Source organism: Burkholderia sp. MSMB1826 (assembly GCF_001526325.1).
GTDB lineage: Bacteria > Pseudomonadota > Gammaproteobacteria > Burkholderiales > Burkholderiaceae > Burkholderia.
In genome coordinates, this window is record NZ_LOYN01000010.1 from 735,507 (window position 1) to 759,953 (window position 24,447).

The 24,447-nt window shown below is 67.5% G+C and carries 17 protein-coding genes; 10 read left to right on the forward strand and 7 right to left on the reverse strand.

The annotated features are described in order from the left end of the window. Positions 1-112 precede the first annotated feature (112 nt). The 4 genes from WS95_RS05255 to WS95_RS05270 all read right to left on the reverse strand — a co-directional run bounded on the left by WS95_RS05255 (position 113) and on the right by WS95_RS05270 (position 7,048). Positions 113-3,541 (reverse strand): transglutaminase family protein, encoded by a 3,429-nt coding sequence (locus tag WS95_RS05255; RefSeq protein ID WP_059822637.1) that lies wholly within the window; start codon positions 3,539-3,541, stop codon positions 113-115. A gap of 93 nt (positions 3,542-3,634) precedes the next feature. Further along, positions 3,635-4,618 (reverse strand): transglutaminase family protein, encoded by a 984-nt coding sequence (locus tag WS95_RS05260; RefSeq protein WP_059822639.1) that lies wholly within the window; start codon positions 4,616-4,618, stop codon positions 3,635-3,637. An 8-nt stretch (positions 4,619-4,626) separates the two neighbouring features. Further along, positions 4,627-5,568 (reverse strand): alpha-E domain-containing protein, encoded by a 942-nt coding sequence (locus tag WS95_RS05265; protein WP_059822641.1) that lies wholly within the window; start codon positions 5,566-5,568, stop codon positions 4,627-4,629. Positions 5,569-5,632: 64 nt separating this feature from the next. Continuing rightward, on the reverse strand, positions 5,633-7,048 hold the full coding sequence (locus WS95_RS05270) for a circularly permuted type 2 ATP-grasp protein (protein WP_059822643.1): 1,416 nt from the start codon (positions 7,046-7,048) through the stop codon (positions 5,633-5,635). Between the two features lie 582 nt (positions 7,049-7,630). On the opposite strand from WS95_RS05270, the gene WS95_RS05275 reads away from it, so the two are divergent. From WS95_RS05275 to WS95_RS05325, 10 genes are all read left to right on the forward strand, one after another. Then, positions 7,631-8,626 (forward strand): LysR substrate-binding domain-containing protein, encoded by a 996-nt coding sequence (locus tag WS95_RS05275; protein WP_059783839.1) that lies wholly within the window; start codon positions 7,631-7,633, stop codon positions 8,624-8,626. Between the two features lie 632 nt (positions 8,627-9,258). Next, positions 9,259-9,687: a hypothetical protein gene (locus tag WS95_RS05285; RefSeq protein WP_034205057.1), complete on the forward strand. Its 429-nt coding sequence runs from the start codon at positions 9,259-9,261 to the stop codon at positions 9,685-9,687. 62 nt (positions 9,688-9,749) lie between these two features. Next, positions 9,750-10,508: a hypothetical protein gene (locus WS95_RS05290; RefSeq protein ID WP_059822647.1), complete on the forward strand. Its 759-nt coding sequence runs from the start codon at positions 9,750-9,752 to the stop codon at positions 10,506-10,508. Between the two features lie 104 nt (positions 10,509-10,612). Beyond that, positions 10,613-13,240, forward strand: coding sequence for a poly-beta-1,6 N-acetyl-D-glucosamine export porin PgaA (gene pgaA, locus WS95_RS05295; RefSeq protein WP_059822648.1), 2,628 nt, complete (start codon positions 10,613-10,615; stop codon positions 13,238-13,240). Between the two features lie 15 nt (positions 13,241-13,255). After that, complete coding sequence (gene pgaB, locus WS95_RS05300; RefSeq protein ID WP_059822650.1) at positions 13,256-15,352, forward strand: poly-beta-1,6-N-acetyl-D-glucosamine N-deacetylase PgaB; 2,097 nt, start codon at positions 13,256-13,258, stop codon at positions 15,350-15,352. Continuing rightward, the gene (gene pgaC / locus WS95_RS05305) at positions 15,349-16,620 is read left to right on the forward strand and encodes a poly-beta-1,6-N-acetyl-D-glucosamine synthase (protein WP_034205061.1); all 1,272 of its coding nucleotides are present in this window, start codon (positions 15,349-15,351) and stop codon (positions 16,618-16,620) included. The genes pgaB and pgaC overlap by 4 nt, the downstream gene beginning before the upstream one ends. Continuing rightward, positions 16,598-17,086 (forward strand): biofilm PGA synthesis auxiliary protein PgaD, encoded by a 489-nt coding sequence (locus tag WS95_RS05310; protein WP_034205062.1) that lies wholly within the window; start codon positions 16,598-16,600, stop codon positions 17,084-17,086. The genes pgaC and WS95_RS05310 overlap by 23 nt, the downstream gene beginning before the upstream one ends. Before the next feature lie 119 nt (positions 17,087-17,205). Then, positions 17,206-19,029 (forward strand): glutamine--fructose-6-phosphate transaminase (isomerizing), encoded by a 1,824-nt coding sequence (gene glmS / locus WS95_RS05315; RefSeq protein ID WP_059822651.1) that lies wholly within the window; start codon positions 17,206-17,208, stop codon positions 19,027-19,029. Then, positions 19,026-20,291: a hypothetical protein gene (locus WS95_RS05320; protein ID WP_059822653.1), complete on the forward strand. Its 1,266-nt coding sequence runs from the start codon at positions 19,026-19,028 to the stop codon at positions 20,289-20,291. The genes glmS and WS95_RS05320 overlap by 4 nt, the downstream gene beginning before the upstream one ends. Before the next feature lie 279 nt (positions 20,292-20,570). Then, on the forward strand, positions 20,571-21,407 hold the full coding sequence (locus tag WS95_RS05325; RefSeq protein WP_059822654.1) for a c-type cytochrome: 837 nt from the start codon (positions 20,571-20,573) through the stop codon (positions 21,405-21,407). Between the two features lie 30 nt (positions 21,408-21,437). Here WS95_RS05325 and WS95_RS05330 read toward each other — a convergent pair whose 3' ends face one another. The 3 genes from WS95_RS05330 to WS95_RS05340 are packed head-to-tail and all read right to left on the reverse strand — an operon-like array spanning position 21,438 to position 24,397. After that, on the reverse strand, positions 21,438-22,688 hold the full coding sequence (locus WS95_RS05330; protein WP_059822816.1) for a Zn-dependent hydrolase: 1,251 nt from the start codon (positions 22,686-22,688) through the stop codon (positions 21,438-21,440). Further along, entirely contained in the window at positions 22,681-23,205 is a 525-nt protein-coding gene (locus WS95_RS05335) for an L-2-amino-thiazoline-4-carboxylic acid hydrolase (RefSeq protein WP_059822656.1), read from the reverse strand. The genes WS95_RS05330 and WS95_RS05335 overlap by 8 nt, the downstream gene beginning before the upstream one ends. A 25-nt stretch (positions 23,206-23,230) precedes the next feature. Beyond that, on the reverse strand, positions 23,231-24,397 hold the full coding sequence (locus WS95_RS05340) for a branched-chain amino acid ABC transporter substrate-binding protein (RefSeq protein ID WP_059822657.1): 1,167 nt from the start codon (positions 24,395-24,397) through the stop codon (positions 23,231-23,233). Between the last annotated feature and the right edge of the window lie 50 nt (positions 24,398-24,447).

Genomic DNA, 24,447 nt, shown 5'->3' on the forward strand with positions numbered 1-24,447 from the left:
CGGCGGCAAGCTACCGCGGCGCACGGCCGCAATCTGCCCGCATCCTAGCATTCCGGCGCGGCCGCCGGGAGGTCGCGAACCCCGCATCGTCGTCCGCCCTGTCATCGATCGATCACGGCCGCCGCAAGTCGAGCGTGAACGGGAATTCACGGCTCGGCGCGGCCGCCGCGACATCCATCCGCCCCGGCGTGTGCCCGATCTCGACGAAGCGCGCGAGCCGGCGGCTTTCGGCTTCGTACGCATTGACGGGGAACGTCGCGTAATTGCGCCCGCCCGGATGCGCGACGTGATATCGGCAGCCGCCGAGCGAGCGTTGCAGCCACGTATCGACGACATCGAACGTGAGCGGCGCATGCACGCCGATGGTCGGATGCAGCGCCGACGGCGGCGACCACGCCTTGTAGCGCACGCCCGCGACGTATTCGCCGACGGTGCCGGTCGGCTGCAGCGGCAGCGCGCGGCCGTCGACGGTCACGACGTGCCGGTTGTCGTTCAGCCCCGTCACGCGCACTTCGAGCCGTTCGACCGACGAATCGACGTAGCGCACCGTGCCGCCGATCGCGCCCTCCTCGCCCATCACGTGCCACGGCTCCAAGGCGCCGCGCAGCGACAGCTGCATCCCGTTCACCGCGATCTGGCCGAACAGCGGGAAGCGGAATTCGAAATGCGGCGCGAACCACGCGGAATCGAACGCGAAACCGGCGTCGCGCAACTCGGCGAGCACGTCGTCGAAATCCATCTTCAGGAACGCAGGCAGCATGAAGCGATCGTGCAGCGCGGTGCCCCAGCGCGTGAGGGGCGTCGTGTACGGCGCGGCCCAGAAGCGGGCGACCAGCGCGCGTAGCAGCAGTTGCTGCACGATGCTCATCCGCGCGTGCGGCGGCATCTCGAACGCGCGCAGTTCGAGCAGGCCGAGCCGGCCGGTCGACGAATCGGGCGAATACAGCTTGTCGATGCAGAACTCGCTGCGGTGCGTGTTGCCGGTCACGTCGATCAGCAGGTTGCGCAGCACGCGGTCGACGAGCCACGGCGGCATGTCCTGTCCGAACAGCAGCTTGTTGCGCTGGATCTCCGCGAACGCGATGTCGAGCTCGTAGAGCTGGTCGTTGCGCGCCTCGTCGACACGCGGCGCCTGGCTCGTCGGCCCGATGAACAGCCCCGAGAACAGGTACGACAGCGACGGATGGTTGTGCCAGTACGCGATCAGGCTCGCGAGCAGGTCCGGGCGGCGCAGGAACGGGCTGTCGGCCGGCGTCGCGCCGCCGAGCACGAAGTGGTTGCCGCCGCCGGTGCCGACGTGCCGCCCGTCGACCATGAATTTCTCGCTGCACAGCCGCGATTGCCACGCAGCGTCGTACAGGAATTCGGTCTGGTCGACGAGTTCGTCGAAGCTCGCGGCCGGATGGATGTTCACCTCGATCACGCCGGGATCGGGCGTCACCTGCAGCAGCTTCAGTCGCGCGTCGCGCGGCGGCGGATAGCCTTCGAGCACGAGCTTCACGCCGAGTGCGTGCGCGGTCGACTCGATCGCGCCGAGCAGGTCGAGATAATCCTCGAGCGCGGCGAGCGGCGGCATGAACAGGTACAGGATGCCGTTGCGCACTTCGACGCACAGCGCGGTGCGCGTGATCCACGCGGCCGATTCGAAGCGCTCGGGCCGACGATGCGGGTCGACGGCGCCCGGCCGCTCGCTCCCGGCCGCGCCGTCGGCACGCCACTGCATCACGGTCGGCGCGGACGCTTCGCGATGCAAGCCGGCCAGATAGCGCGGCGCGTCGGCCGGGCCCGCGTAGCGGGCGCGAATGGCGGCCGCGTCCGGCAATGCATCGCGCGGCGCGAACGGATCGCGTTCGACGAGGTACGGATAGTCGGCGCGGGCCGTCCACGGCAGCGAATCGAGCGGCAGCCGATAGCCCATCGGCGAATCGCCGGGCACCAGATACATCCGCTCGTCGCGGAAAAACCACGGGCCCGTCTGCCAGCGCGGCCCGTCGAGGCCCGGCCGATCGCCGCCCGACGAATCGTCCATGCGCTTGATCGGCAGCACGTAGCCGACCACACTGTCGAGCTGCTGCTCGAACACCTTGCGCAGCCGCGCACGTTCGAGCTCGTCGTCGAGGCGCGCGTCGAACGGATCGACGTTGACGGGCAACCGACGCTCGCGCCACAGGTAGTACCAGACGTCCTCGTAGCCGGGCCGGATGAATTCGCCGGTCAGGTTCAGCCGCGCGGCGAGCGCGTCGATGAAACGCTTCGCGTCGTCGGTGGTATACGCGGACGGCTCGCGCTCGTCGGCGAACAGCGACGGATCGTGCCACACGGGCTGGCCGTCCGCGCGCCAGAAGATCGACAGCGCCCAGCGCGGCAGTTGCTCGCCCGGGTACCACTTGCCCTGCCCGAAATGCAGAAAACCGCCGTCGCCGTATTCGGCGCGCAGCCGCTGCACGAGTTCGGTCGCGTAGCCGCGCTTGGTCGGACCGAGCGCATCGGTGTTCCACTCGGCACCGTCGCGATCGTCGATCGACACGAAGGTCGGCTCGCCGCCCTGCGTGAGCCGCACGTCGCCGGCGGCCAGCGCGCCGTCGACCTGCGTGCCGAGCGCCAGCACGGCATCCCACTGCGACTCCGTATACGGCTTCGTCACGCGCGGCGACTCGTACACGCGCGTCACGCTCATCTCGTGCTCGAACGACACTTCGCACTCGTCGATCAGCCCTTCCACCGGCGCGGCGCTCGTCGGCTGCGGCGTGCACGCGAGCGGAATATGCCCTTCGCCGGCGAGCAGGCCCGACGTCGGATCGAAGCCGATCCAGCCGGCGCCCGGCAGGTAGACCTCGCACCACGCGTGCAGGTCGGTGAAATCGACCGACGTGCCGCTCGGGCCGTCGAGCGATTTCACGTCGGGGGTGAGCTGAATCAGGTAACCCGAGACGAAGCGCGCGGCGATGCCGAGATGGCGGCACAGCTGCACGAGCAGCCACGCGCTGTCGCGGCACGAGCCGGACGCGAGTTCGAGCGTCTGCGCGGGCGTCTGCACGCCCGGCTCCATCCGCACGAGATAGCCGATGTCGCGCTGAAGCCGCTGGTTCAGCGCGACGAGGAAGTTCACGGTGCCGGCCGGCGTGCGGTCCACGCCGTCGAGATACGCGCGAAACAGCGGCGCGGCGCTCGTCTGCGGATCGCATGCGAGATACGGCGCGAGCTCGGTCTTCAGCGCGTCGTCATAGCTGAACGGATATTGCTCCGCGCTCGCTTCGAGGAAGAAGTCGAACGGGTTGTACACCGACATCTCGGCGACGAGATCGATCGTGATCTCGAAGTGCTCGGTGCGCTCGGGAAACACGAGCCGCGCGAGATAGTTCGAAAACGGATCCTGCTGCCAGTTGATGAAGTGCTGCGCGGGCTCGACCGTCATCGAATACGCGAGGATCGGCGTCCGGCAATGCGGCGCGGGCCGCAGCCGCACGACCTGCGGGCCGAGGTTGACGAGCCGGTCGTAGCGATAGCGGGTGGTGTGATGCAGCGCGACGTGGATGGACATGGGAGCTCGAGTCGGGTTGGGCCGGCCGCGCACGCCGCGTCGCTTCCGACGCGGCGGCCCGGCATGGCGGATTCGGCGAAGGCGCGCGCCGGGTCAGACGAGTTCCGGCGTCTGCACGACGCTGATCTCGACGCCGACGGCCGTCGCGCCGAGCCCCGTCACCGGCTGCGCGTCGCGATGGTCGAGGCCGACCGCGATGCGCACGTAGCGTTCGTCCGGGCAACGGTTCATGAACGGGTCGAAGCCGACCCAGCCGAGCCCTTCGACATAGGCCTCGGCCCACGCGTGGCCGGCCGGCTGCTGCATCAACGCCGCGGCTTGCGGCTGCGTGCCGAGCGCCGCCTGCGACTGCCCCTGCGATTGCGACTGCACGGCATGCGACGCGCCGAGCGCCTGCTGCATGCCGTCGGCGCTCTGCAGCGCCAGCGCTTCCTCGTCCTCGATGTCGCCCGCATGCTGTTTCGCATCGGCGATGCGCTGCATCGCGCTGTCGGCCAGCACGTAGCCCGAGATATAGCGTGCGGGGATCTTCAGCACGCGTGCGGCCGCGATGAACGCGTGTGCATGGTCGCGGCTCGTGCCCTCGCCGCTTTGCAGCGCGGTTTCCGCATCGACGGCGGCGTCGCCGGCCAGGTTCGGCGCGTACGCGATGCGGCCGTGCACTTCCGTCATCAGCCAGTGCAATGCGTCGAGGCCTCGCGGCTCGATCGGCAGCGCGTCGGTCAGCGCGCGCACGGTGTCGCCCGCCTTCGTGAGTGCGGTCTCTCGCTCGAAGATCCACGGCGGCGCATAGCCTTCGGGATTCCCGAGTATGCCCGCGCGGTCCTGCGTCTCGACGACGCCGGCCGCCACGACGACGATCTCGGCCTTCGCGCTGCGATCGTGGCGCACGAGGTCGATCCGGTTGCCGAGCCCGTCGGCGTAAGACAGCGTCGGCTCGACGCCGTCGATCGTGACCTGCCACGCGCGCACCGTTTGCCCGGGGCCCGACTGCGGGCGCAGCCGCAACCGTTGCAGTGCATGGGTGGCCTGATCGTCGAACTGGTAACGCGAAATGTGTCGGATGGCGAGTCGCATGGCAAGCCTCAGTCGAAGTTGTAAGCCTGGGCGATTTCGAGCCCGAGGCTGTTGTTACGGCCGATGAAGTCGGTCAGGAATTCGTGCAGGCCGCTCTTGAAGATCCGCTCGACCGAGGTATCGGACAGCATTTGCAGAATCTTCGCGGCCGTGTCGTGACACGGGTGTGTCACGCCGTAATCCTTCGCGAGCAGGTTCAGGCTCGACACGACGCGCCCGTAGCAATAACGCAGCGAACGCGGCATGCGGCCGTTCAGGATCAGGTAGTCGGCGATGTTGAGCGGCTTGTACTGCACGTCGTACACCCAGCGATACGAACGGTGTGCAGCCACGCAGCGCAGGATCGTCTCCCATTGGTAGTTGTCGAGGATCGTGCCGACGTGCGATACCGACGGCAGCAGCAGGTGGTATTTCACGTCGATGATCCGCGCGGTGTTGTCCGCGCGTTCGACGAATGCGCCGATCTGCGCGAAATCGAAGATCTCGTTGCGCAGCATCGTGCTGTAGAAGCTGCCGAGGATCAGCGCGGTTTCGCGCTTCACCTGGTCGAGTACGGCCGGCAGCTCGCTTTCCGGCACCGGCTGCGCCAGCGCGCGGCGCAGCGCGAGCCACGCGCCGTTCACGCTTTCCCACGCCTCGCGCGTCAGCGCCGTGCGCACCATCCGCGCGTTCGAGCGCGCGGCCTCGATGCACGACAGCACGCTCGACGGATTGTCGCGGTCGCGCAGCAGATAGTCGGTCACGGTATCGGCCGCATACGCGTCGTATTTCTGCCGATAGCCGTCGTCCGCGCCCGAGCTGACGAGCACCGACGACCATTCGGCCGGCGCGTCGGCCGTGCGCGTGAGCGCCATCCGCAGCCCGGCATCGACGATGCGCGCGATGTTCTCCGCGCGCTCGATATAGCGGTACATCCAGTAGAGACCGCTTGCAGTACGTCCCAGAAGCATCTCGTGTCCACTCCGTCTTCGTTCGGTTCGCGCGCCGGCTTCGGCGCGCGCGGTCGTGCCCGGCTCAGTCGGCCAGCACCCAGGTGTCCTTGGTGCCGCCGCCCTGGCTCGAGTTGACGACGAGCGACCCTTCCTTCAGCGCGACGCGCGTAAGCCCGCCCGGCGTGATGCGGATGCGGTCCGACACCAGCACGAACGGACGCAGGTCGACGTGGCGCGGCGCGAGGCCGGCGTCGGTCAGGATCGGCGTCGTGGACAGCGCGAGCGTCGGTTGCGCGATGTAGTTCGCGGGACGTGCGCGCAGCTTCGCGGAAAATGCCTCGAGTTCGGCCTTCGATGCGCACGGCCCGACGAGCATCCCGTAGCCGCCCGAGCCGTGCACCTCCTTCACGACCAGTTCGTCGAGATGCTCGAGCACGTACTTCAGGCTGTCGGCCTCGCCGCAGCGCCAGGTCGGCACGTTCTCCAGCATCGCCTTGCGGCCCGTGTAGAACTCGACGATCTCCGGCATGTACGAGTAGATCGCCTTGTCGTCGGCGATGCCGGTGCCGGGCGCATTCGCGATCGTGATGTTGCCCGCGCGGTACACGTCCATGATGCCTGCCACGCCGAGCACCGAATCCGGGCGGAACGTGAGCGGATCGAGGAACGCGTCGTCGACGCGGCGGTACAGCACGTCGATCGGCTGGAAGCCTTCGGTCGTGCGCATCGCGACGCGGCCGTCGATCACCTGCAGGTCGCTGCCCTCGACGAGGTGCACGCCCATCTGGTCGGCGAGGAACGAATGTTCGTAGTACGCGGAATTGTGGATGCCGGGCGTGAGCACCGCGACGGTCGGATTGTCGGCGTTGCCGCCCGGCGGGCACACGGCCGCGAGCGACTGGCGCAGCATCTGCGGATAGGTTTCGACCGGGCGCACCTTCACCTGCTGGAACAGCTCGGGGAAGAGCTGCATCATCGTCTCGCGGTTTTCCAGCATGTACGACACGCCGGACGGCGTGCGCGCGTTGTCTTCCAGCACGTAGAACTCGTTCTCGCCGGTGCGCACGATGTCGACGCCGATGATGTGCGTGTAAACGTTGCCGGGCGGCCGGAAGTCGATCATCTCGGGGATGAACGCCTCGTTGTGCGCGATCAGGTGCTTCGGCACGATGCCCGCGCGCACGATTTCCTGGCGGTGGTAAATGTCGTCGAGGAACGCGTTCAGCGCCATCACGCGTTGCTCGATGCCGAGCGACAGCCGGCTCCATTCCGCCCCCGAGATGATGCGCGGGACGATGTCGAACGGAATCAGCCGCTCGGCGGCCTCCGCGTCGCCGTAGACAGCGAACGTGATGCCCGTCTTGCGGAACACGCCTTCCGCATCGTGGGCTTTCTGGGCGAGGCTCGCGGGATTCTGCGTGTCGAGCCATTGCTTCAGGCGCGCGTAAGGCGCCCTTACCATGTCGCCGGATTGCAGCATTTCATCGAATGGCTTCATCGACCTTTTCTCCATCGATCGTTTTCCCCGGCATTGCGCATGCCGGACCGGCGTACTGAATGCTTTGCAAGGAACGTGCCTTGCTCGATCCCTTCGATATCCCCCTGTTTTGCGCCGCCCAGGCACGCCCGTGCGGCATTTCGCACCACAACGGTGCAGCGCCCGACGCGACGGGCGCCGGCCGTGCGCCGCAAGCGCGCACGGCCGATGCGGCGCCGCGCCCGACGAACATAGTTCTCCAGCGTGTCACGGATGTGCAATCTGCACTGCACCAAAAGCGGCGAGCCGGCCCCCGGAACGACCGCCAGCGGGCGGGCCGGCACGCACACGGCGCAGCCGGCCCTGAGGGGAAGTGCCGTCCGGGCGGCCGGGACAGTCCGATGCGGTGAACCGTCCGGTTAACCGGTCCGGCCCCTCAACGCTATGCAGCCGTAATCCCGCCGACAATGCCCATGCATATTTCGACTGACACCCATCGAAAAAAAACATCGGCCCGACCGGCGCGAGGCGCGGTACGCTAGAACGTTGGTCAGCAGACGGCGCCGCCTTTCAGGCGCCCGACTATAAAAAGCGAAGATCGAAATGGAAGCAAAGTGGCTGGAAGATTTCCTGAGCCTCGCGGATACCAAGAGTTTTTCACGGGCCGCGCGTCACCGGCACCTGACGCAGTCGGCGTTCAGCAGACGAATCGCCGCTCTCGAAACCTGGATGGACGCGAAGCTGGTGGACCGGAGCATCAATCCGATCGCGCTGACGCCCGCCGGCCAGATGTTCCGCGGACTCGCCGCGGACATCCTGCGCAGCATGTATGCGGCGCGCAATCTCGTGAACGGCTATGACCAGTTCGCGGCGAGCGACCAGGTCGTGCGCTTCGCCGTCGCGCATACGCTCGTGTTCACGCTGTTTCCCGAATGGCTCAAGCGGCTCAACGGCGAGGTCGGCCACGTGACCGCGCGCGTCAATGCGGTGAACGTGCCGGAAGGCGTGCAGCAACTGGTCGAAGGCGAATGCGACCTGCTGCTCGGCTATCACCATCCGCAGTTGCCGATCGTGCTCGACCCGAACCACTTCCCGTTCGTCAGTCTGGGCGTCGAGCGGATCCTGCCCGTGTCGTCGCCCGACGCGCACGGCAAGCCGGTATTCCAGTTGCCCGGCACGCCCGATGCGCCGCTGCCGCTGCTCGCGTATTCGTCGGGCGCCTTTCTCGGCAACATCGTCGAGATGCTGCTGCTGAATGCGACCGAGCCGTATGTCCTGCACCGGTGTTTCGAAACGCACATGTCCGAAGCGCTGAAAGGCATGGTCGTGGCCGGGCACGGCATCGGCTGGCTGCCCGAGAGCTGCGTCGCGAAGGAGCTCGCTGACGGCACGCTCGTGTGCGCGGGCACCGGCGACTGGATCACCGAACTCGAAATCCGCCTGTATCGATCGGCGCGCAAGCGCGGGCTCGCGGCCGAGCAGCTGTGGGCCTACATCATGAACCGGCCGCGTACGGCGATCGACGGTGCGATCGGCGCCGAAGAGGCGGCCGCACCGGCGATGCGCAGCGCGCGGCGAAGCGCGAGCGGCAGTCGCTGATGAAGCCTTCGCGCCGTGGATATCCACGGCGCGCATGCGCGTTCCTTCATCGGCAATCGATAATTCCATCCGACGCCGTTAATCCCTCCTCGACTGTAATCGATCTCGATAAAACGCAAACGTTTGCGAATTCATATCGTACTTTTTACTGCTTTCCGTATTAAGTAAGAATATTCAGGCCGATTTTCAGGACAGAAATACCTTGTTACACAAGTTTCGATTTACCTGTAAGTATCGGAATAACCAAAAATGTCGCACCCTCATTTCATGATGTGCGATTCGAAGCCCTGTTTTCATGGATTCGCGCCGATCCCGGGTGCAATAGTTTCTTTTATCAGTCGTTATTTTTCGGCACGAACGTCGATACCTCCGACGTGATTCAAAGCGTGCTCGATCATCGCTACCGACGAGCAATTTTCATGTTCGGCAATATCGACTTTATTCAGCAATAAGCGATCCTCACCAATCCCTTCTTATCCTATTTAGATAGGACCTTTTACCCTCGTCCCATTCGGGCCACACGCGGTTGTTGGTTCAAAAACCATCGTGTATCAATAGCGTGTCGCAAAAAGAACGTTGGCAAATTCGACTCGGGGTCGGTGCACGTCATCGACTCCGGACGGGAGATTGCAATGTCACCCTCGCTTCGACAGCATGCTCGCCCTTTTCTGAGCGTCGTGCTCTCCACGCTCTGCATGAACGCCATGGCACAGACACCGGCGACCTCGGCGCCGCCGGCGTCCGGTCCGGGAGCAAACCGGTACGTGATTTCGTATATCTGCGGCGATGCGCGGATCGACGGTACCGCGCCGCTGCCCCCCGACGGCCGCCCGTACAACCTGGGCGTGTCTTTCGTGTCCGGAAACACCGGGCAGCCGCTCTCCAACGTGCAGGTGCGCCTGCGCCGGCATGGGCGCGTGCTCGTCGAATTCAACGCATCGGGATCGCGCTGCCTGTTCAGCGTGCCCGATGCGAGCTATCGGGTCGAAGGGACCTATCAGGGAGCAACCCAGTTCGCGATCGTCGAGACGGGCACGCTCACGACGCAGTTGCGATGGTGAGCGTCGCGTCGCCCCGCTTCGATCGCGTCATTCGTGGAACGCATCGAATCAAGGAGTCTTGAATGCCCCGTGCAGAACGACCGGACGACTCGCCTGTCCGTGAGCCGAAGCCCTCGTGGGGTCCCGGAAAGAATGCGGCGCTCAGCATCGCCGCGTTTGCCGCGATCTTCGGCGCTTTCGCGTATGTCGAGCGAGACGCGAGGGTCGGCCATGCGAGCGTGACGCACGATATCGCCGGCGTGATCGGAACCGCCGTCGGCAAGTACCGCAAGCTCATCGTCGCCGCGACCGGCGGTGCGTCCGGCCCGGCGGCGACCGCCGGCTCGACGTCGACGCTCGCGCAGGCCGGGCCGGTTCCGCCGTCCGCCTCGGCTGCGCCTGCCATGTCGGCCGCGGTCGAACCGGCCGCGCCGCCGGCTACGACGGCCCGTTCCGAACCGAAACACCCGCGCCGCGCGCATCTGCCGGCGACGAAGCTCGCGGCCGACCCGCACGCCGCGTCGACCGGCAGCCGTACGGCGCGCCCGGGCGATGCGCACCGGACGTCACGTTCGCAAACGCTGGCGCGCACGAGAAAACATCCGGACCCCGTACCGAAACAGCAACCGCAGTCGTATATCGCCGACACGTCGCACATGGAGGCCACCAGCGTCACGCACGACGAGCTGGAAGGCGCCCGCGCTCTGGCCAAGGCGCGCTGGTGCGCACGGATCGACGAATGGAGTTGTGTAGAGCAAAACGCGAGCCGTGCACTCGCCATCGACCCGAAGAACAGCGAATCGCGCGCGCTGCTTGGACAAGCGATCCGCAACCGCCTGTGAACCGGTCGGACAACGCCTGGCCTCGCGGCCCGGCGATGCGACGACCGGCGACGCGCGTCGTCGGGCGTGCAACCGATGTGATCGTTTCAAAGTGAGGACACACCGTGGCCAACAATCGTCGACAACAATGCACCACCGTCGCTCCGCCGAATCGGCGGATCCTCCTGCATGCGCCGCTGCTGTGCCTGCTCGTCGCGTCCGGCTCGTGCCTTGCCGCCGAAGGCGACGCGGAGCCGCGCAGCGCGAGCGAAATCGCCGGTTCCCGCGGCACGCCGGATGCGCTGCCGCCCGACCTGCAGCCGACGGGCGCGGCGACGCAGGCCGCGCAGCCCCCTTACGCGCCGACGCCGATCGCTCGGGCCTCGGATGCGTCGATGCAGAGCGCGCAGGGATCGAACCCGGCGATGCCGACCACGGTCGTGGTGGACCCGGATACCGCGCAACCGAGCGCCGCGGTGCAGGCGCCGACCTCGTCGAATGCCGCCGCAGCGGTCGAGCCTGCGTCGAACGCGCCGATGCTGCTGGCCCAGGCATTCGACACTTCGCCGCCCGATACGTCTGCGCCGCGCGAGCGAAAGTCGGATGCACCGCAGCAGCTCACCCAGACCGCGACCGCTGCACCGCCGGCTACGCCCGCTACGCCGACGCTCACCGCTCAGGCATCCGGCACGCCGATGCCGAATGCGCCCGCGCCCGTGACCCAGCCGTCCGGCACCGCACCGCCGTCGTCCCCACAACCGACTTCACAGTCGCCCGGTGCGCAGCTCCCCGGCGAGCCGACCCAACGATCGCAGGGGCCCGACGTCGAAGCACCGAATGCACAAGCGCCGAATCTGCGCACGGCCGATGTCGCGACGGTGCGCAACGACGTGTTCGGCCTCGCGGCCAGCGGCGGCGCGGTCAAGGCGCTCGATGAAGCGAAGGCTCGCCCCGACGCCTTCTCCGCCGTCGACATCGCGCAACTGGAAGAACTGTCGATTCGCCAGCAGGTGCGCGGCGGACGCGACAAGTCGCGTTCGATGACGAGTTCGGACCGCTTCGACGGAATCGACAGCGCGCTGCGCGCGGCCGACGACCTCGACAAGCGGATACCGGCCACGCCGGAGTACACGCCGGTGCGCACCGCGCTCGCGGGCGACCGGGTAGTCGCCCTCGCGGCACGCGGCGACATGAAGACGGCCGTCGCGACGTTCGAGACGATTCCGTCCAACGCGGAAATCTCGATCGACGCGCTCGCGGCCGTCGGCGACGCCTATCTGTATCTGAGCGAGCCGGCCAAGGCGAACGCCGTGTATGCGCGCGCGCTGAAGCAGGCCACCGCATCGCCGACGGATCGCGCGACGCGCGGCTTCCAGTACGGCTCGCGTACGCGTCCGATCGAGTTGCAGGAAGGGCTGTTCTGGTCGTACGTCGACCAGGGCCGCGCGGCGCAAGCGAAGCAGGTGCTCGACGACATGGAGAAGTCGCTGCCGCCGGCCAAGCAAGTGACCCACGTCGGTCCGGGAGAAAGCGACTACCTGCGCTACTACCGGCTGCGTGCGCAATACCTGATCTTCACGGGTCACGCCAACGAAGGGATCGCCGCGCTCGAACAGCTCGAGCAACAGGTGCCGTTCAACGCGGAGATCCGCGCCGCGCACGCCGATGCGGTGTCCGGCCAGGCCCATCCGCGCCAGGCGATCTCGATGTATCGCGCGTCGCTGACCGATCACCCGGACAGCGTCGAGATGCTCGCGGGCCTCGGCCGCGCGTCGCTCACGGCGGACGACTACGCGACCGCGAAGACCGTCGACCAGACCCTGGGCAACACGTTCCCCGATAGCGGCGCCGTGCGCGGCTTCAAACGCGACTACAACGCATACCGCAGCCCGGTGTTCACGACCGACCTCAGTTTCGAGCACGGCAACAGCGCGCTGGCCGACAACAGCTTCACGTCGGACAGCTATGTGTATTCGCAACCGTTCGGCGACAACTGGCGCGTGTTTTCGCACACGTTCTACGGTTTCGCGCAGACCGACGGCGGCAGAGTCAGCCGCACGCGCACGGGCATTGGCGGCGACTACCGGCACGGCCCGCTCACGGTGCTGGGCGAAGTCACGCGCTCGATGGGCTCGGACGGCCGAACCGGCGGCCGCGGGACGATCGCGTATGCACTGAACGACTACTGGACGGTCGGCGCCGGGCTCGACACCAACGACAACTCGCTGCCGTGGAAAGCGTATGCCGCGCACATCTGGGGCCGCTCCGCGAACGTCGAGGTCGTGTATCGCCAGAACGACCGGCGCGAAGTCAAGCTGAGCTACGGCGTGAGCCGCTACAGCGATTCGAACCTGCACCAGGAAATCGCGGCGACCGCCACGCAGCGCGTGTACACGTCCGCGAACCAGCTTGTCAACGTCTCGCTGAATCTCGGTACCGACAGCAACACGCGCCGGGACGCGCCCTACTTCAGCCCCGGGCGCGACTATGCGGCCGCGGCGACCGTCATGCATCAACTGACGCTGTGGAAGAAGGGCGACACGGGGCTGCAACAGCGCCTGTCGGTGTCGGGCGGCGCGTACAACGAGCGCGGCTTCGGCACCAGCCCGCTGTGGAGCGCGCGTCTCGAGCATGCGTGGACGTTCAAGCACGACATCACGCTGAGCTACGGCGTCGAGGTCAGCAGCCACGCGTACGACGGCCAGCGCGAGCGCTCCGAAACCGGCTTCCTGTCGCTCAACCTGCCGTTCTAGCAAGGAGATCGGGCAATGCTTCAATCCAGACGGACCTTCATGTGCGGATGCCTCGGCACGTTTGCCGCCTGTTCGCTGTTTCCGGGCGTGACCAACGCCAGGATGATCGACCTGCTGCCGCCGTCCGATCCGGCCGACGGCAAGACGTTTCGCGTGATCTGCATGCACGACGTGCGCGACAACCTGATGGCGTCGTTTTCGACGCCGAACGCGATCATCGATCCGTTCGCGGTCGATACCGGCACGCTGACCGCGATCTTCTCGTGGCTGCAGACCAACAACTACCACACGATCACGGTCAAGCAGATCGAGGAGTCGCGGCGCGGCGGCAAGCCGCTGCCGCCGCGCTCGGTGCTGCTCACGTTCGACGACGGCTTCCGCAGCCACTACACGAAGGTGCTGCCGCTGCTCGAGCGCTTCAAGTATCCGGCCGTGATGGGCCTCGTCACCGCGTGGATCGACACGCCGCCGGATACGCCGATCCGCATCAGCGACAAGGTTCAGGTGCCGCGCGACTACTTCCTGTCGTGGGACGAGGTGAAGAAGCTCGGGCAATCGGAATTCGTCGAGCTCGGCTGCCACACCCACAATCTCCATCACGGCGCGGTCGCGAACCCGCAAGGCAACGAATTGCCGGCGACCACGTCGCATCTCTACCTGCAGGACCAGAAACGCTATGAAACCGACGCCGAATTCCACGCACGCGTGCACGACGACCTGCAGACCTGCGTGCGGCAGATCCGCGAACGCACCGGTCTCGTCGCACGCTCGATGGTGTGGCCATACGGCGCGGAAAACCAGCCCGTGCGCCAGATATCGACGTCGCTCGGCATGGACATCCAGTTCAGCCTCGATGCCGGCCCGAATACGCCGGACGTGCCGCTCGACCGGCTGAGACGGATCCTGATGATGTACGACGTCGACATCGGCGGCTTCGAGCGCTCGATGCGCGAGCCGGCGTCCAATCGCGGCGACGTCGATGTGCCCGAGCGCACCGTGCAGGTCGATCTCGACCAGGTCTACGATCCCGATCCCGCGCGCCAGGAAGCGAATCTCGGCAAGCTGATCGAGCGCATCTACCGGATGCAGCCGAAGTCGGTGTACCTGCAGGCGTATGCGGACCCGAACGGCACGGGCGTGGCCGAAGCGGTGTATTTCCCGAACCGGCACCTGCCGATGCGCTCCGACCTGTTCTCGCGCGCCGCGTGGCAGCTCAACACGCGCTCCAACGTGCAGGTGTACGCGTGGATGCCGGTGCTCGCGTTCCGGCCGCCGGCCGACAAGCAGCGCAAGCTCGAGGCCGTCAGCGCATACGGCGGCGCGCCGGCCCGCGAGAACGGCACGCGGGTGTTCCGGCTGAGCCCGTTCGATCCCGATGCGCGTCTGATGATCCAGCAGATCTACGAGGATCTCAGCAAGCACGCGTCGTTCAGCGGCATCCTGTTCAGCGACGACGCCGTGCTCGACGACTACGAGGATGCCAGCCGGCATGCGCTGCGCACCTATGCGCAATGGGGGCTGCCGGCCGACGTCGGCAAGATCCGCGAGAACCCCGACCTGATGAAGCGCTGGACACGGCAGAAGACGCGCTACCTGATCGACATGACCCGGCAGCTCGAGCAGATCGTGCTGGCCCACCAGAACGTCGGCGACGTGCTGACCTCGCGCAACATCTTCGCGATGCCGGTGCTCAAGCCCGAATCGGAAGCGTGGTATGCGCAGAACTACGACGATTTCCTCGCCGCCTACGACTACGTCGCGCTGATGGCGATGCCGTACATGGAGCAGGCGAAGGACCCGGAGGGCTGGCTGGACCAGCTCGTGAAGGCGGTGCGCACGAAGCAGCGCGGGCTGCAGCGCACCGTGTTCGAACTGCAGTCATACGACTGGCACGCGCGCAAGGACGTGCCGGCCAGCACGCTGCTTGCGCAGATGCGGCGGCTGCGCAGCGAGGGCGCCGTGAATTTCGGCTACTACCCCGACAACTTCCTGAACGGTCATCCGGAGCTCGACGCGATGCGCGACGTGATGTCGCTGAAGTCGCGCCTCGACCCCACCTCGATCAACGCGCTGATGCAGATGCAGCAATCGCCGGGAACCAAGACGCCATGAACACCCACAGCCTCATCCAGCGCCTGCAGGATTTCGTCTTCTACTATCCGTTCTTCATGTCGTATCTGTGGATGATCGGCGGTGTCGTGCACTACTTCCTGCTCGAGGAGGGCCGCGAGCTGTCGACGCGCACGATCGCGTCGAGCGGCATCCCGAAGGTCTCGATCGTCGTGCCCTGCTTCAACGAAGCCGCGAACGCGCGCAGCGTGATCGCCCATCTGAACGGGATGCAGTATCCGAACTACGACATCATCGCGGTCAACGACGGCAGCAAGGATCGCACCGGCGACATCCTCAACGAGCTGGCCGTCGAGATCCCGCGGCTGCTCGTGATCCATCATGCGCGCAACGAAGGCAAGGCGGTCGGGCTCACGACCGCGGCCGCGGTATCCAACGCGGACTACCTGCTGTGCATCGACGGCGACGCACTGCTCGCGCACGATGCGATCGGCTGGATGCTCGAGCACTTCCTGACCGACCCGGGCGTGGGCGCGGTGACCGGCAACCCGCGCATCCGCACGCGCACGTCGCTGCTCGGCCGCATGCAGGTCGGCGAATTCTCGTCGATCGTGGGGCTGATCAAGCGCACGCAGCAGGTGTACGGCCGCATCTTCACGGTGTCGGGCGTGATCACGATGTTCCGCAAGACCGCGCTCGCCGACGTCGGCTACTGGAGCTCGGACATGCTGACCGAGGACATCGACATCAGCTGGAAGCTGCAGTGCCGCGACTGGCGCGTCGTGTACGAGCCGCACGCGCTCAGCTGGATCCTGATGCCCGAGACGGTGAAGGGGCTCTACCGGCAGCGGCTGCGCTGGTCCAAGGGCGGCATCCAGGTGCTGCTCAAGTACGCGGGCACGCTGATGCGGCCCACGCAGATGATGATGTGGCCGCTGTTCGCCGAATACCTGATAGGCATCGCGTGGGCGTACTCGATGTCGTTCATCCTGCTGCTCGCGCTGATCGACGTCGTCTACCCGCTTCCGCCGAACTGGCATGTGTCCGTGGTGCCGCACTGGCACGGGATGCTGCTGGTCGCGACCTGCATCCTGCAACTGATCATCGGCAGCATGATCGATCGTCAATACGACGAGAAACTCCTGATGTACTTCCTTGACACCATCTGGTACCCCGTCGCGTTCTGGCTGATCAGCATGATCACCACCGTCGTCGCCCTGCCCGCCGTCGTACTGCGGGGCCGCGGCAAGCGCGCCGTTTGGGTCAGTCCCGACCGAGGCATTCAACATGAAGAACGCGCCGATTATTGACCTTTCCCTGCGCGCCCCGCGCGACATCATTGCCGAACGCGGCGGCATCGTCGGGCCCGTGCTCGTCGCGTGGTTCCGCCTCGTGCGGCCCGCGCTGGTCGGGGGTGTATGGGCATCGATCTGCATCTACACGTACCGCTACCTGTTACCGTTCAACGAGGCCGAAATGCCGATCGAGCAGATCGTGTTCTACGTGACGAGCATCGCGCTGATCGCCGGCACGATCGTCATGTGGCTGATCGCGGGGCGCGTCGTGCATCCGCTCGCGTACCGCTTGCGCGTATCGAAGATGCTGCGGCGCTCGGCCAGCGTCAAGGTGCGCTCGGTGCCGCCGACCGCGTTCGCGAGCGCACGCCGGCGCGGCGCGCGGCGCACGACGCGCATTCTCGTCGCGTCGCACGATGCGAACGGGTCGATTTCGGGCATCGAATGGGTCGCGCACGCCGGCCCGCAGCCCCGCGAATGAATCGCCGGAGACGTGCCGCGCCGCTCGCGCCGCCTGGCCGCGCGGCGTGGCACCGCTTCCGGCATCGTGCTGGCGCGCGTCGCGCGCCGGCCGGCAACTTCCTGGAGACGAGGTGAATCATGTGCGGAATCGTCGGAGCAAGCGGCCTGAACAATCAGGTGCCGCAACTGGTCAATGCGCTGAGCCGGCTCGAATATCGCGGCTACGATTCGTGCGGCATCGCCGTGCAGGGCGACGGTCGCCTGCACAGCGAACGCACGCTGCGACGCGTGACGGACCTGCAGGATCGCGTGCTGACGCTCGGCCTCGAAGCGCAGACCTGCATCGCGCATACGCGCTGGGCGACGCACGGCGCGCCGTCGGAAATGAACGCGCACCCGATCATGTCGGGCGACACGATCGCCGTCGTGCACAACGGGATCATCGAGAATCACGACGCGCTGCGCGCCGAGCTGCGTGAACGCGGCTACACGTTCCGCGGGCAGACCGACACCGAGGTCATCGCGCACCTGATCCACAGCCTCTATCGCGACGACCTGTTCGACGCGGTGGTGCGCGCCGTCAAACGGCTGCACGGCGCGTACGCGATCGCGGTACTCGGCGCGCGCGAGCCGCAGCGCCTCGTCGCCGCGCGCGCCGGCTCGCCGCTCGTGATCGGCATCGGCGCCAAGCAGAATTACCTCGCGTCCGACTGCGCGGCGCTCGCCGACCTGACCGACCGCTTCGTGTACCTGGAGGACGGCGACGTCGCGCTGATCACGCCGGAGCGCATCGCCGTGGTCGATGCGGGCGGACAGGAAGCGCGGCGCCCGTTGTGCGAAGTGAAGGCACGCGCGGACGATGCGGCGCTCGGCCCGTACCAGCACTTCATGCAGAAGGAAATCTTCGAGCAGCCGAAGGCGATCGCCAGCACGCTCGACGGCATCGACACGATCTCGCCGGCGCTGTTCGACGCGACGGAAGGCACGGGCGCCCTGCTGTCGCGGGTGAGAAGCGTGCTGCTGCTCGGCTGCGGCACCAGTTACTACGCGGGCCTGACCGCGAAGTACTGGCTCGAAAGCATCGCGGGCGTGCCCGCGCAGGTCGAGATCGCCAGCGAATTCCGCTACCGCGACACCGTGGCCGATCCGCGCACGCTCGTCGTCGGCATCTCGCAGTCGGGCGAAACGGCCGACACCATCGGCGCGATCGAGCAGGCGCGCGCGATGGGTCAGGACCTGTCGATGGCGATCTGCAACGTCGCGACCAGCACGATCGCGCGCAACGCGCCGCTGCGGTTTTTGACGCGGGCCGGCACCGAGCTCGGCGTCGCGTCGACCAAGGCGTTCACCACGCAGCTCGTCGCGCTGTTCGTGCTGACGCTGACGCTCGCGCAACTGCGCGGCCGGCTCGACGCCACGCAAGTCGCGACGCACCTGAAGCAGTTGCGCGCGCTGCCCGAGCGCATCGGCCACGCGCTCGCGCTGGAAACGCAGATCATGGGCTGGGCCGCGAAGTTCGCCCGCACCGAGAACGCGCTGTTCCTCGGGCGCGGCATCCATTGTCCGATCGCGATGGAAGGCGCGCTGAAGCTCAAGGAGGTGTCGTACATCCACGCGGAAGGCTATGCGGCCGGCGAGCTGAAGCACGGCCCGCTCGCCCTCGTCACGAGCGCGATGCCGGTGGTCACGATCGCGCCGGACGATCGCCTGTTCCAGAAGCTGAAATCCAACATGGCCGAGGTACGCGCGCGCGGCGGCCGGCTCTATGTGCTGGCCGGCAATCAGCTCGAAATCGACGCCGACCGCGACACGCACGTGATCCGCGTGCGCGAATCGGGCGACCTGCTGTCGCCGATCGTCAACGTGATTCCGCTGCAACTGCTCGCGTATCACGTCGGCTGCGCGCGCGGCGCCGACGTCGACAAGCCGCGCAATCTCGCGAAATCGGTGACCGTCGAATGATGTGGCGAACGCGTCCGGTACGGGCGGCCGTGCGGCTGGCCGCGGCCGCGCTTTGCGGCGCGGGCGGCATCGGCGCGGCGCCGGCGGCCCTCGCCGGCGCGCCGGCCGTGCATACGGTCACCGTGTCGAGCGCGCCGTCGCCGCAGGACACCGGCGACCCACGGCGCTTCATGCACGGCATCGGCGTGGCCGACGCCGGCGACGGCAAACGCTGGGTGTTCTTCAGCAGCTCGGGCATCGTGCCGCGCGGGGCGCTGCGCAGCGGCAACTGGCCGCATGACGTGTACGTCGGCGAATGGCAGCCCGACAAGCCGCGCGTGCTGCACGTCCGCACGTTCATCAGCCGCCCCGAGGCGCAGGAACCCGTCTCGATCGCGCAGAACGCGCACGGCGACATATTCGTCACGTTCGAGGACGGCTGGAACGCGCCGCAGGAAGTCAGCCAGCGCTACGGCGTCTACCGCCGCGACCTGAAGCCGATCAAGCCCTACCCGAACGACGTCGAATCGGGCGGCCATTCGGGGCATGTCGCGACGGTCGCCGACCGTTTCGTCGTGTTCTATTCGGCCGACTGGGTCAACGGCGGCGGAGTCGACAACCTCGGCAGCGGCAACGGCGTCTACCTGAAAACCTACGACGCGGCCGGGCGCGTGCTGAACCATGTCGCGGTCGCGCCGCGCCGCCGCGAGTGGTGGCCCGTGATCGCGGGCTCGCCGCACAACGCGCTGCTCGTATGGCAGAAGTTCATCGAAGGCAGCACGGACGCGACGCTCGAATACGCGATGTTCGATCCGGTCACCGCGAAGCTGGAAAAACTCGGATCGCTGAACGGCGCCATCCAGTACTACGTGTATTCGGCCGCCTACGTGCCGGAGATCGACCGTTTCCTCGTCGTCACGACGACCGCCGACGATCGCGGCGTCGCGATGCTGATCGCCCCGGACGGCCGTCGCACGGCGACGCTCGATTGCCTGCCCGCGTCGGTGCGCGAATCGGACATCGGCGTCGCCGGCACGCACGCGTATGTGCCGACCCGCGACGGGCGGCTGCTGACGCTCGCGCTGGCGCCGGCGGACATCGCGGTAAGCGGCGTGCAGCGCTCGCCGATTCCGTGGGGCTCGACCGGCGTCGCCGGTTTCCCGGCGCGAGGCGCGGCGATGCATTTCGTATCGCTGACGCCGTCGGGGATACGCGAAGCCGATTTCGAACCGGCGCAGCGTACGCCGATGCCGAAGAACGAAGTGTCGTGTTCGAGCCACTGACGGCACGCCGATAACGCGCTGTCGCGAACGCGGGCAGGCCGCGCGTCGCCACCTGCCCGTCGCCTTCGTCCGTCCGCCCCGCGTTACGCCAACACGTCGCTCATCAGTGATCGAGTCGCCGGGCGCGCTGTCGCGGCCCTGTTCGGGCACGACCGCCGCGCCTTTGCACACCGAATTCGCCAGCACCGCTCGTACCGGATAGACTGTCGCCCGATTCCTTTCATCGGCCGCGGCGTCCCGCCTCCTGCCGCCGCCGGAACGCCCCTTCCCGGAGAACGAATGCTGAAGCGCCAGTGGTTTTCGCTTGTGCTGCTGACGGTTTGCCTGCTCGGGCAACGCGCGTCGGCCCAGTCCACGCTCGAACTCGACACCGACGGCACCGCCCGCGCCCTCACCCGACAGACGTTGCTCGCGCGTCCGGACGCGACCGACATCCACGTGCCGCGCGACATCGCGTACGGCCGGCCGATGACGTTCCGCGCGGTGCCGTTCGCCGCGCTGCTCGGCGACACGCCGCTGCCGGCCGCCGGCGTGCTCGAAACGCGCGCGGCCGACGGTTTCGCCGCGCAGCTGCCGCTCGATCTCGTGCGCCGCCGCGCGCCGGCCGGCGCGATTCCGTGGCTCGCGATCGAGGATCCGGCCCGTCCGTGGCCGAAGCTGCCCGGCAAGCAGGTCAGTGCGGGGCCGTTCTATCTCGTCTGGCTCGGGCCGGACGCGTCGTCGGTGCGCGGCGAGCAGTGGCCATACCAGATCGTTCGCATCACGATCGAATCGTCGCCGCTCGCGCGCTGGCCGTCGCTCGCCGTCGATCCCGCGTTGCCGGCGAACGACCCGGCGCGCGCGGGCCAGCACCTGTTCGTCACGCAATGTCTCGCGTGTCACCGCATCGACGGCGCGGGCAGCAGCCACGCCGGCCCGGATCTGAACGCGCCGATGAACCCGGTCGACTATTTCCAGCCTGCCGCGCTGCGCCGCTACATCCGCAACCCGGCGTCGGTGCGCGACTGGCCGGGCCGCAGCATGCCGGCGTTTCCGCCCGATCAGTTGAGCGACCGAGAGCTCGACGAGATCGTCGCGTATCTGGGGTATATGGCGCGCCGCAAGGCCGGCAAGTAAGCCGCGCGCCGGCTTACCCGCCCGCCGCGCCTACGCTTCCTGCGCGCTCTTCAGCACCACGTGCAACAGCACGTCGGCGCCGGCCGTCGCCCATTCCGGCGTAATCGCTTCGGCCTCGTTGTGGCTGAGCCCGTCGACGCACGGCACGAAGATCATGCCGGTCGGCGCGACACGCGCGACATAGCACGCATCATGGCCCGCGCCGGACACGATGTCCATGTGCGACAGCCCGAGCGCACGGGCCGCGTCGCGCACCGTGTCGACGCAGCGCGGCGCGAACGGTATCGGCGCGTACGTGAAAATCTGCTCGATCTGCGCGCCGAGGCCGGTTTCGTCGGCCACGCGCGCGAGTTCCGCGCGCAGCGCCGCGTCGAGTTCGTCGAGCACCGCATCGTCGGGGTGGCGGAATTCGACCGTGAAGAAGCAGCCTCCCGGCACCGTGTTGCGCGAATTCGGCCGCGCTTCGATCATCCCGACCGTTGCGCGCGCATCCGGTGCGTAGCGGCGCCCGAGCACTTCGACGAACGAGATCATCCGCGCCGCGCCGACCAGCGCGTCGCGACGGAACGCCATCGGCGTCGTGCCCGCGTGCGCGTCGACACCGGTGAGCGTCACCTCGTACCAGCGCTGCCCCTGCCCGGCGGTCACGACGCCGATTGTCTTGCCGGCCCGCTCGAGAATCGCGCCCTGCTCGATATGCAGTTCGTACGCCGCGTGCACCGGATAGCCGCCGACCGGCTCCGTGCCCGCATAGCCGATCCGTTCGAGCTCCTCGCCGATCGTCCGGCCGGCGCCGTCGGTGCGCGACAGTCCGTATTCGAGCGTATAGACGCCCGAGAACACGCCGGCCGACACCATCGCCGGCGCGAAGCGCGAGCCTTCCTCGTTGGTCCAGATCACGACGTCGACCGGGCGCTCGGTCTCGATCCCCGCGTCGTTCAGCGCGCGCACGACTTCGAGGCCGCCGAGCACGCCGTAGATGCCGTCGTAGCGGCCGCCGGTCGGCTGCGAATCGGCGTGCGAGCCCGTCATCACCGGTGCGGCGTCGGGATTGCGGCCCGCGCGGCGCGCGAACACGTTGCCCATCCGGTCGACGCGCACCGTGCAGCCGGCGTCGCGCGCCCACTGCACGAACAGATCGCGCGACTCGCGGTCGAGATCGGTCAGCGCGAGACGGCAAACGCCGCCCTTCGGCGTCGCGCCGATCTGCGCCATCCGTTCGAGCGATGCCCACAGACGCTCGCCGTCGACGCGCGGCAGGGTTACGGTCGCGTCACGCATCGCCGTGCTCCGGCGCGCTTTGCAGCGCATAGCGGAAGTCGCAGCGCCGGCCGCCCTGCATGATCGTGCTCGTGCGCGTGAGCGCGATGTCCGGCGCATAGCCCTGGATGAAATAGCTGTCGCGCGCGCAGCTCAGCAGGTGCCCGATCTCGCCGAGCCCCATCGCGTGATACATCTCCGCGTAGCTGCAGCGATGCACGTCGTAGTCGTAGTGCGTGTCGTCCGCGCGCCGGACTTCGACGTCGAGCGCATCGTCCTTCTCCCACAGCACCTGCAGCGCGATGAACGACTTCACGCTCGTGCCGTGCGGCTCCTGCGCGGCGAACCTACGGCCCGCGTCGACGGCCGCGCCGCGCACGGCTTCCGCGATCACGGCCTGCGCGCGCTCGGCGCCGAACTCGCGCTTCATGATCTCGTAGATCGGCTTGATGATTTCCGCTTCGATGCGGCGCCGCGCGAGGATGCCGAGGCGCGGGTCCTCGGGTGCGGCGGCGGATGTCGGGTTCGCTTCGGTCATGGGGATCGTCCTGGTCGTTTTGCGGTTACTTGGCTGCGGTACGCGAGCCGCCGAGCACGTCGACGACGGCCCACTTGCCGCCGCGCACCTGATAGATCGTGAAGGCCGGGTCCTTCAGGTTGCCTTCGGTGTCGAACGCGATGCGCCCCGTCACGCCGGGCCGCTCGATCGCGCGCACGGCCGCGACCAGCTTCGCCGGCTGGGTCGTGCCGGCCTTCTGCGCGGCCGCGATCAGCGTGGCGGCGGCGTCGTACGCGAACGGCGCATGCAGTTCGATCGGCGCGTGAAAGCGGGCCTGGTATTGCGTGTCGAACGCCTTGCCGCCCGGCATCCGGTCGAGCGGCAAGCCGGGCTCGAGCGCCGTCACGCCGTCGCCGTCCTTGCCGGCGAGCGACAGGAAGGTCTGGCTCACGAAGCCGCCCGCACCGAGCAGCGGCGCGTTCACGCCGAGCTGGCGCATCCGGCGCGCGATCGGCGCGGCTTGCGCGTCGAGGCCACCGAAGAACACGAGATCCGCGCGCTTGCCCTTGATCGCGGTCAGCACGCCGCTGAAATCGGTCGTCTTGTCGTTCACGTACTGACGGTCGACGATCGTGCCGCCATTCGCCTGCACGCCCTTGATGAACTGGTCGGCCAGCCCCGCGCCGAACGACGTGCGATCGTCGATCACCGCGATGCGCTTCGCCTTCAGCGTCTTCACCGCATACGCGCCGGTGAAGTTGCCGCCCGCATCGTCGTGCCCCATGATGCGGAACGCCGTCGCGTAGCCCTGCTGCGTGTATTGATGGCCGGTGGAGGCCGGCGCGATCTGCGGGATGCCCGCGTCGCGGTACACGCGCGACGCCGGCACGCTGCAGCCCGTGTTCCAGTGACCGACGACGCCGATCACGTGCTGGTCGACGAGTTGCTGCGCGACCGCGACGGCCGTGCGCGGGTCGGACTGGTCGTCGGCCGCGACGAGCTTGTAGACGACCGGCTGGCCGCCGATGGTCGGATGCTTCGCGTTCGCGTCGTCGATCGCGAGTTGCGCGCCGTTCTGCAGATCCTTGCCGATCCGTGCGGACGGGCCGGTGAGCGGCGCGGCGAGACCGATCAGGACCGTCCGTGGAGCGGACTGGGCGAACGCGGGAACGGAGGCGACCAGGGCGGCCGCCGAGAAGGCGACGCTGGCGGAGAGGAAAGCGATTTTCATGTGCGGGGGCGATCCGTCGAATCAAAAAAAACATGAAAAATATTAAATAT

Excerpts from the sequence above, each read along its gene's own strand:
- WS95_RS05285 (WP_034205057.1), top strand. The coding sequence starts at position 9,259 with ATGTCACCCTCGCTTCGACAGCATGCTCGCCCTTTTCTGAGCGTCGTG.
- WS95_RS05275 (WP_059783839.1), top strand. The coding sequence starts at position 7,631 with ATGGAAGCAAAGTGGCTGGAAGATTTCCTGAGCCTCGCGGATACCAAG.
- glmS (WP_059822651.1), top strand. The coding sequence starts at position 17,206 with ATGTGCGGAATCGTCGGAGCAAGCGGCCTGAACAATCAGGTGCCGCAA.
- WS95_RS05340 (WP_059822657.1), bottom strand. The coding sequence starts at position 24,397 with ATGAAAATCGCTTTCCTCTCCGCCAGCGTCGCCTTCTCGGCGGCCGCC.
- WS95_RS05310 (WP_034205062.1), top strand. The coding sequence starts at position 16,598 with ATGAAGAACGCGCCGATTATTGACCTTTCCCTGCGCGCCCCGCGCGAC.
- WS95_RS05335 (WP_059822656.1), bottom strand. The coding sequence starts at position 23,205 with ATGACCGAAGCGAACCCGACATCCGCCGCCGCACCCGAGGACCCGCGC.
- WS95_RS05255 (WP_059822637.1), bottom strand. The coding sequence starts at position 3,541 with ATGTCCATCCACGTCGCGCTGCATCACACCACCCGCTATCGCTACGAC.
- WS95_RS05330 (WP_059822816.1), bottom strand. The coding sequence starts at position 22,688 with ATGCGTGACGCGACCGTAACCCTGCCGCGCGTCGACGGCGAGCGTCTG.
- WS95_RS05270 (WP_059822643.1), bottom strand. The coding sequence starts at position 7,048 with ATGAAGCCATTCGATGAAATGCTGCAATCCGGCGACATGGTAAGGGCG.
- pgaB (WP_059822650.1), top strand. The coding sequence starts at position 13,256 with ATGCTTCAATCCAGACGGACCTTCATGTGCGGATGCCTCGGCACGTTT.
- WS95_RS05260 (WP_059822639.1), bottom strand. The coding sequence starts at position 4,618 with ATGCGACTCGCCATCCGACACATTTCGCGTTACCAGTTCGACGATCAG.
- WS95_RS05265 (WP_059822641.1), bottom strand. The coding sequence starts at position 5,568 with ATGCTTCTGGGACGTACTGCAAGCGGTCTCTACTGGATGTACCGCTAT.
- WS95_RS05325 (WP_059822654.1), top strand. The coding sequence starts at position 20,571 with ATGCTGAAGCGCCAGTGGTTTTCGCTTGTGCTGCTGACGGTTTGCCTG.
- pgaC (WP_034205061.1), top strand. The coding sequence starts at position 15,349 with ATGAACACCCACAGCCTCATCCAGCGCCTGCAGGATTTCGTCTTCTAC.
- WS95_RS05320 (WP_059822653.1), top strand. The coding sequence starts at position 19,026 with ATGATGTGGCGAACGCGTCCGGTACGGGCGGCCGTGCGGCTGGCCGCG.
- WS95_RS05290 (WP_059822647.1), top strand. The coding sequence starts at position 9,750 with ATGCCCCGTGCAGAACGACCGGACGACTCGCCTGTCCGTGAGCCGAAG.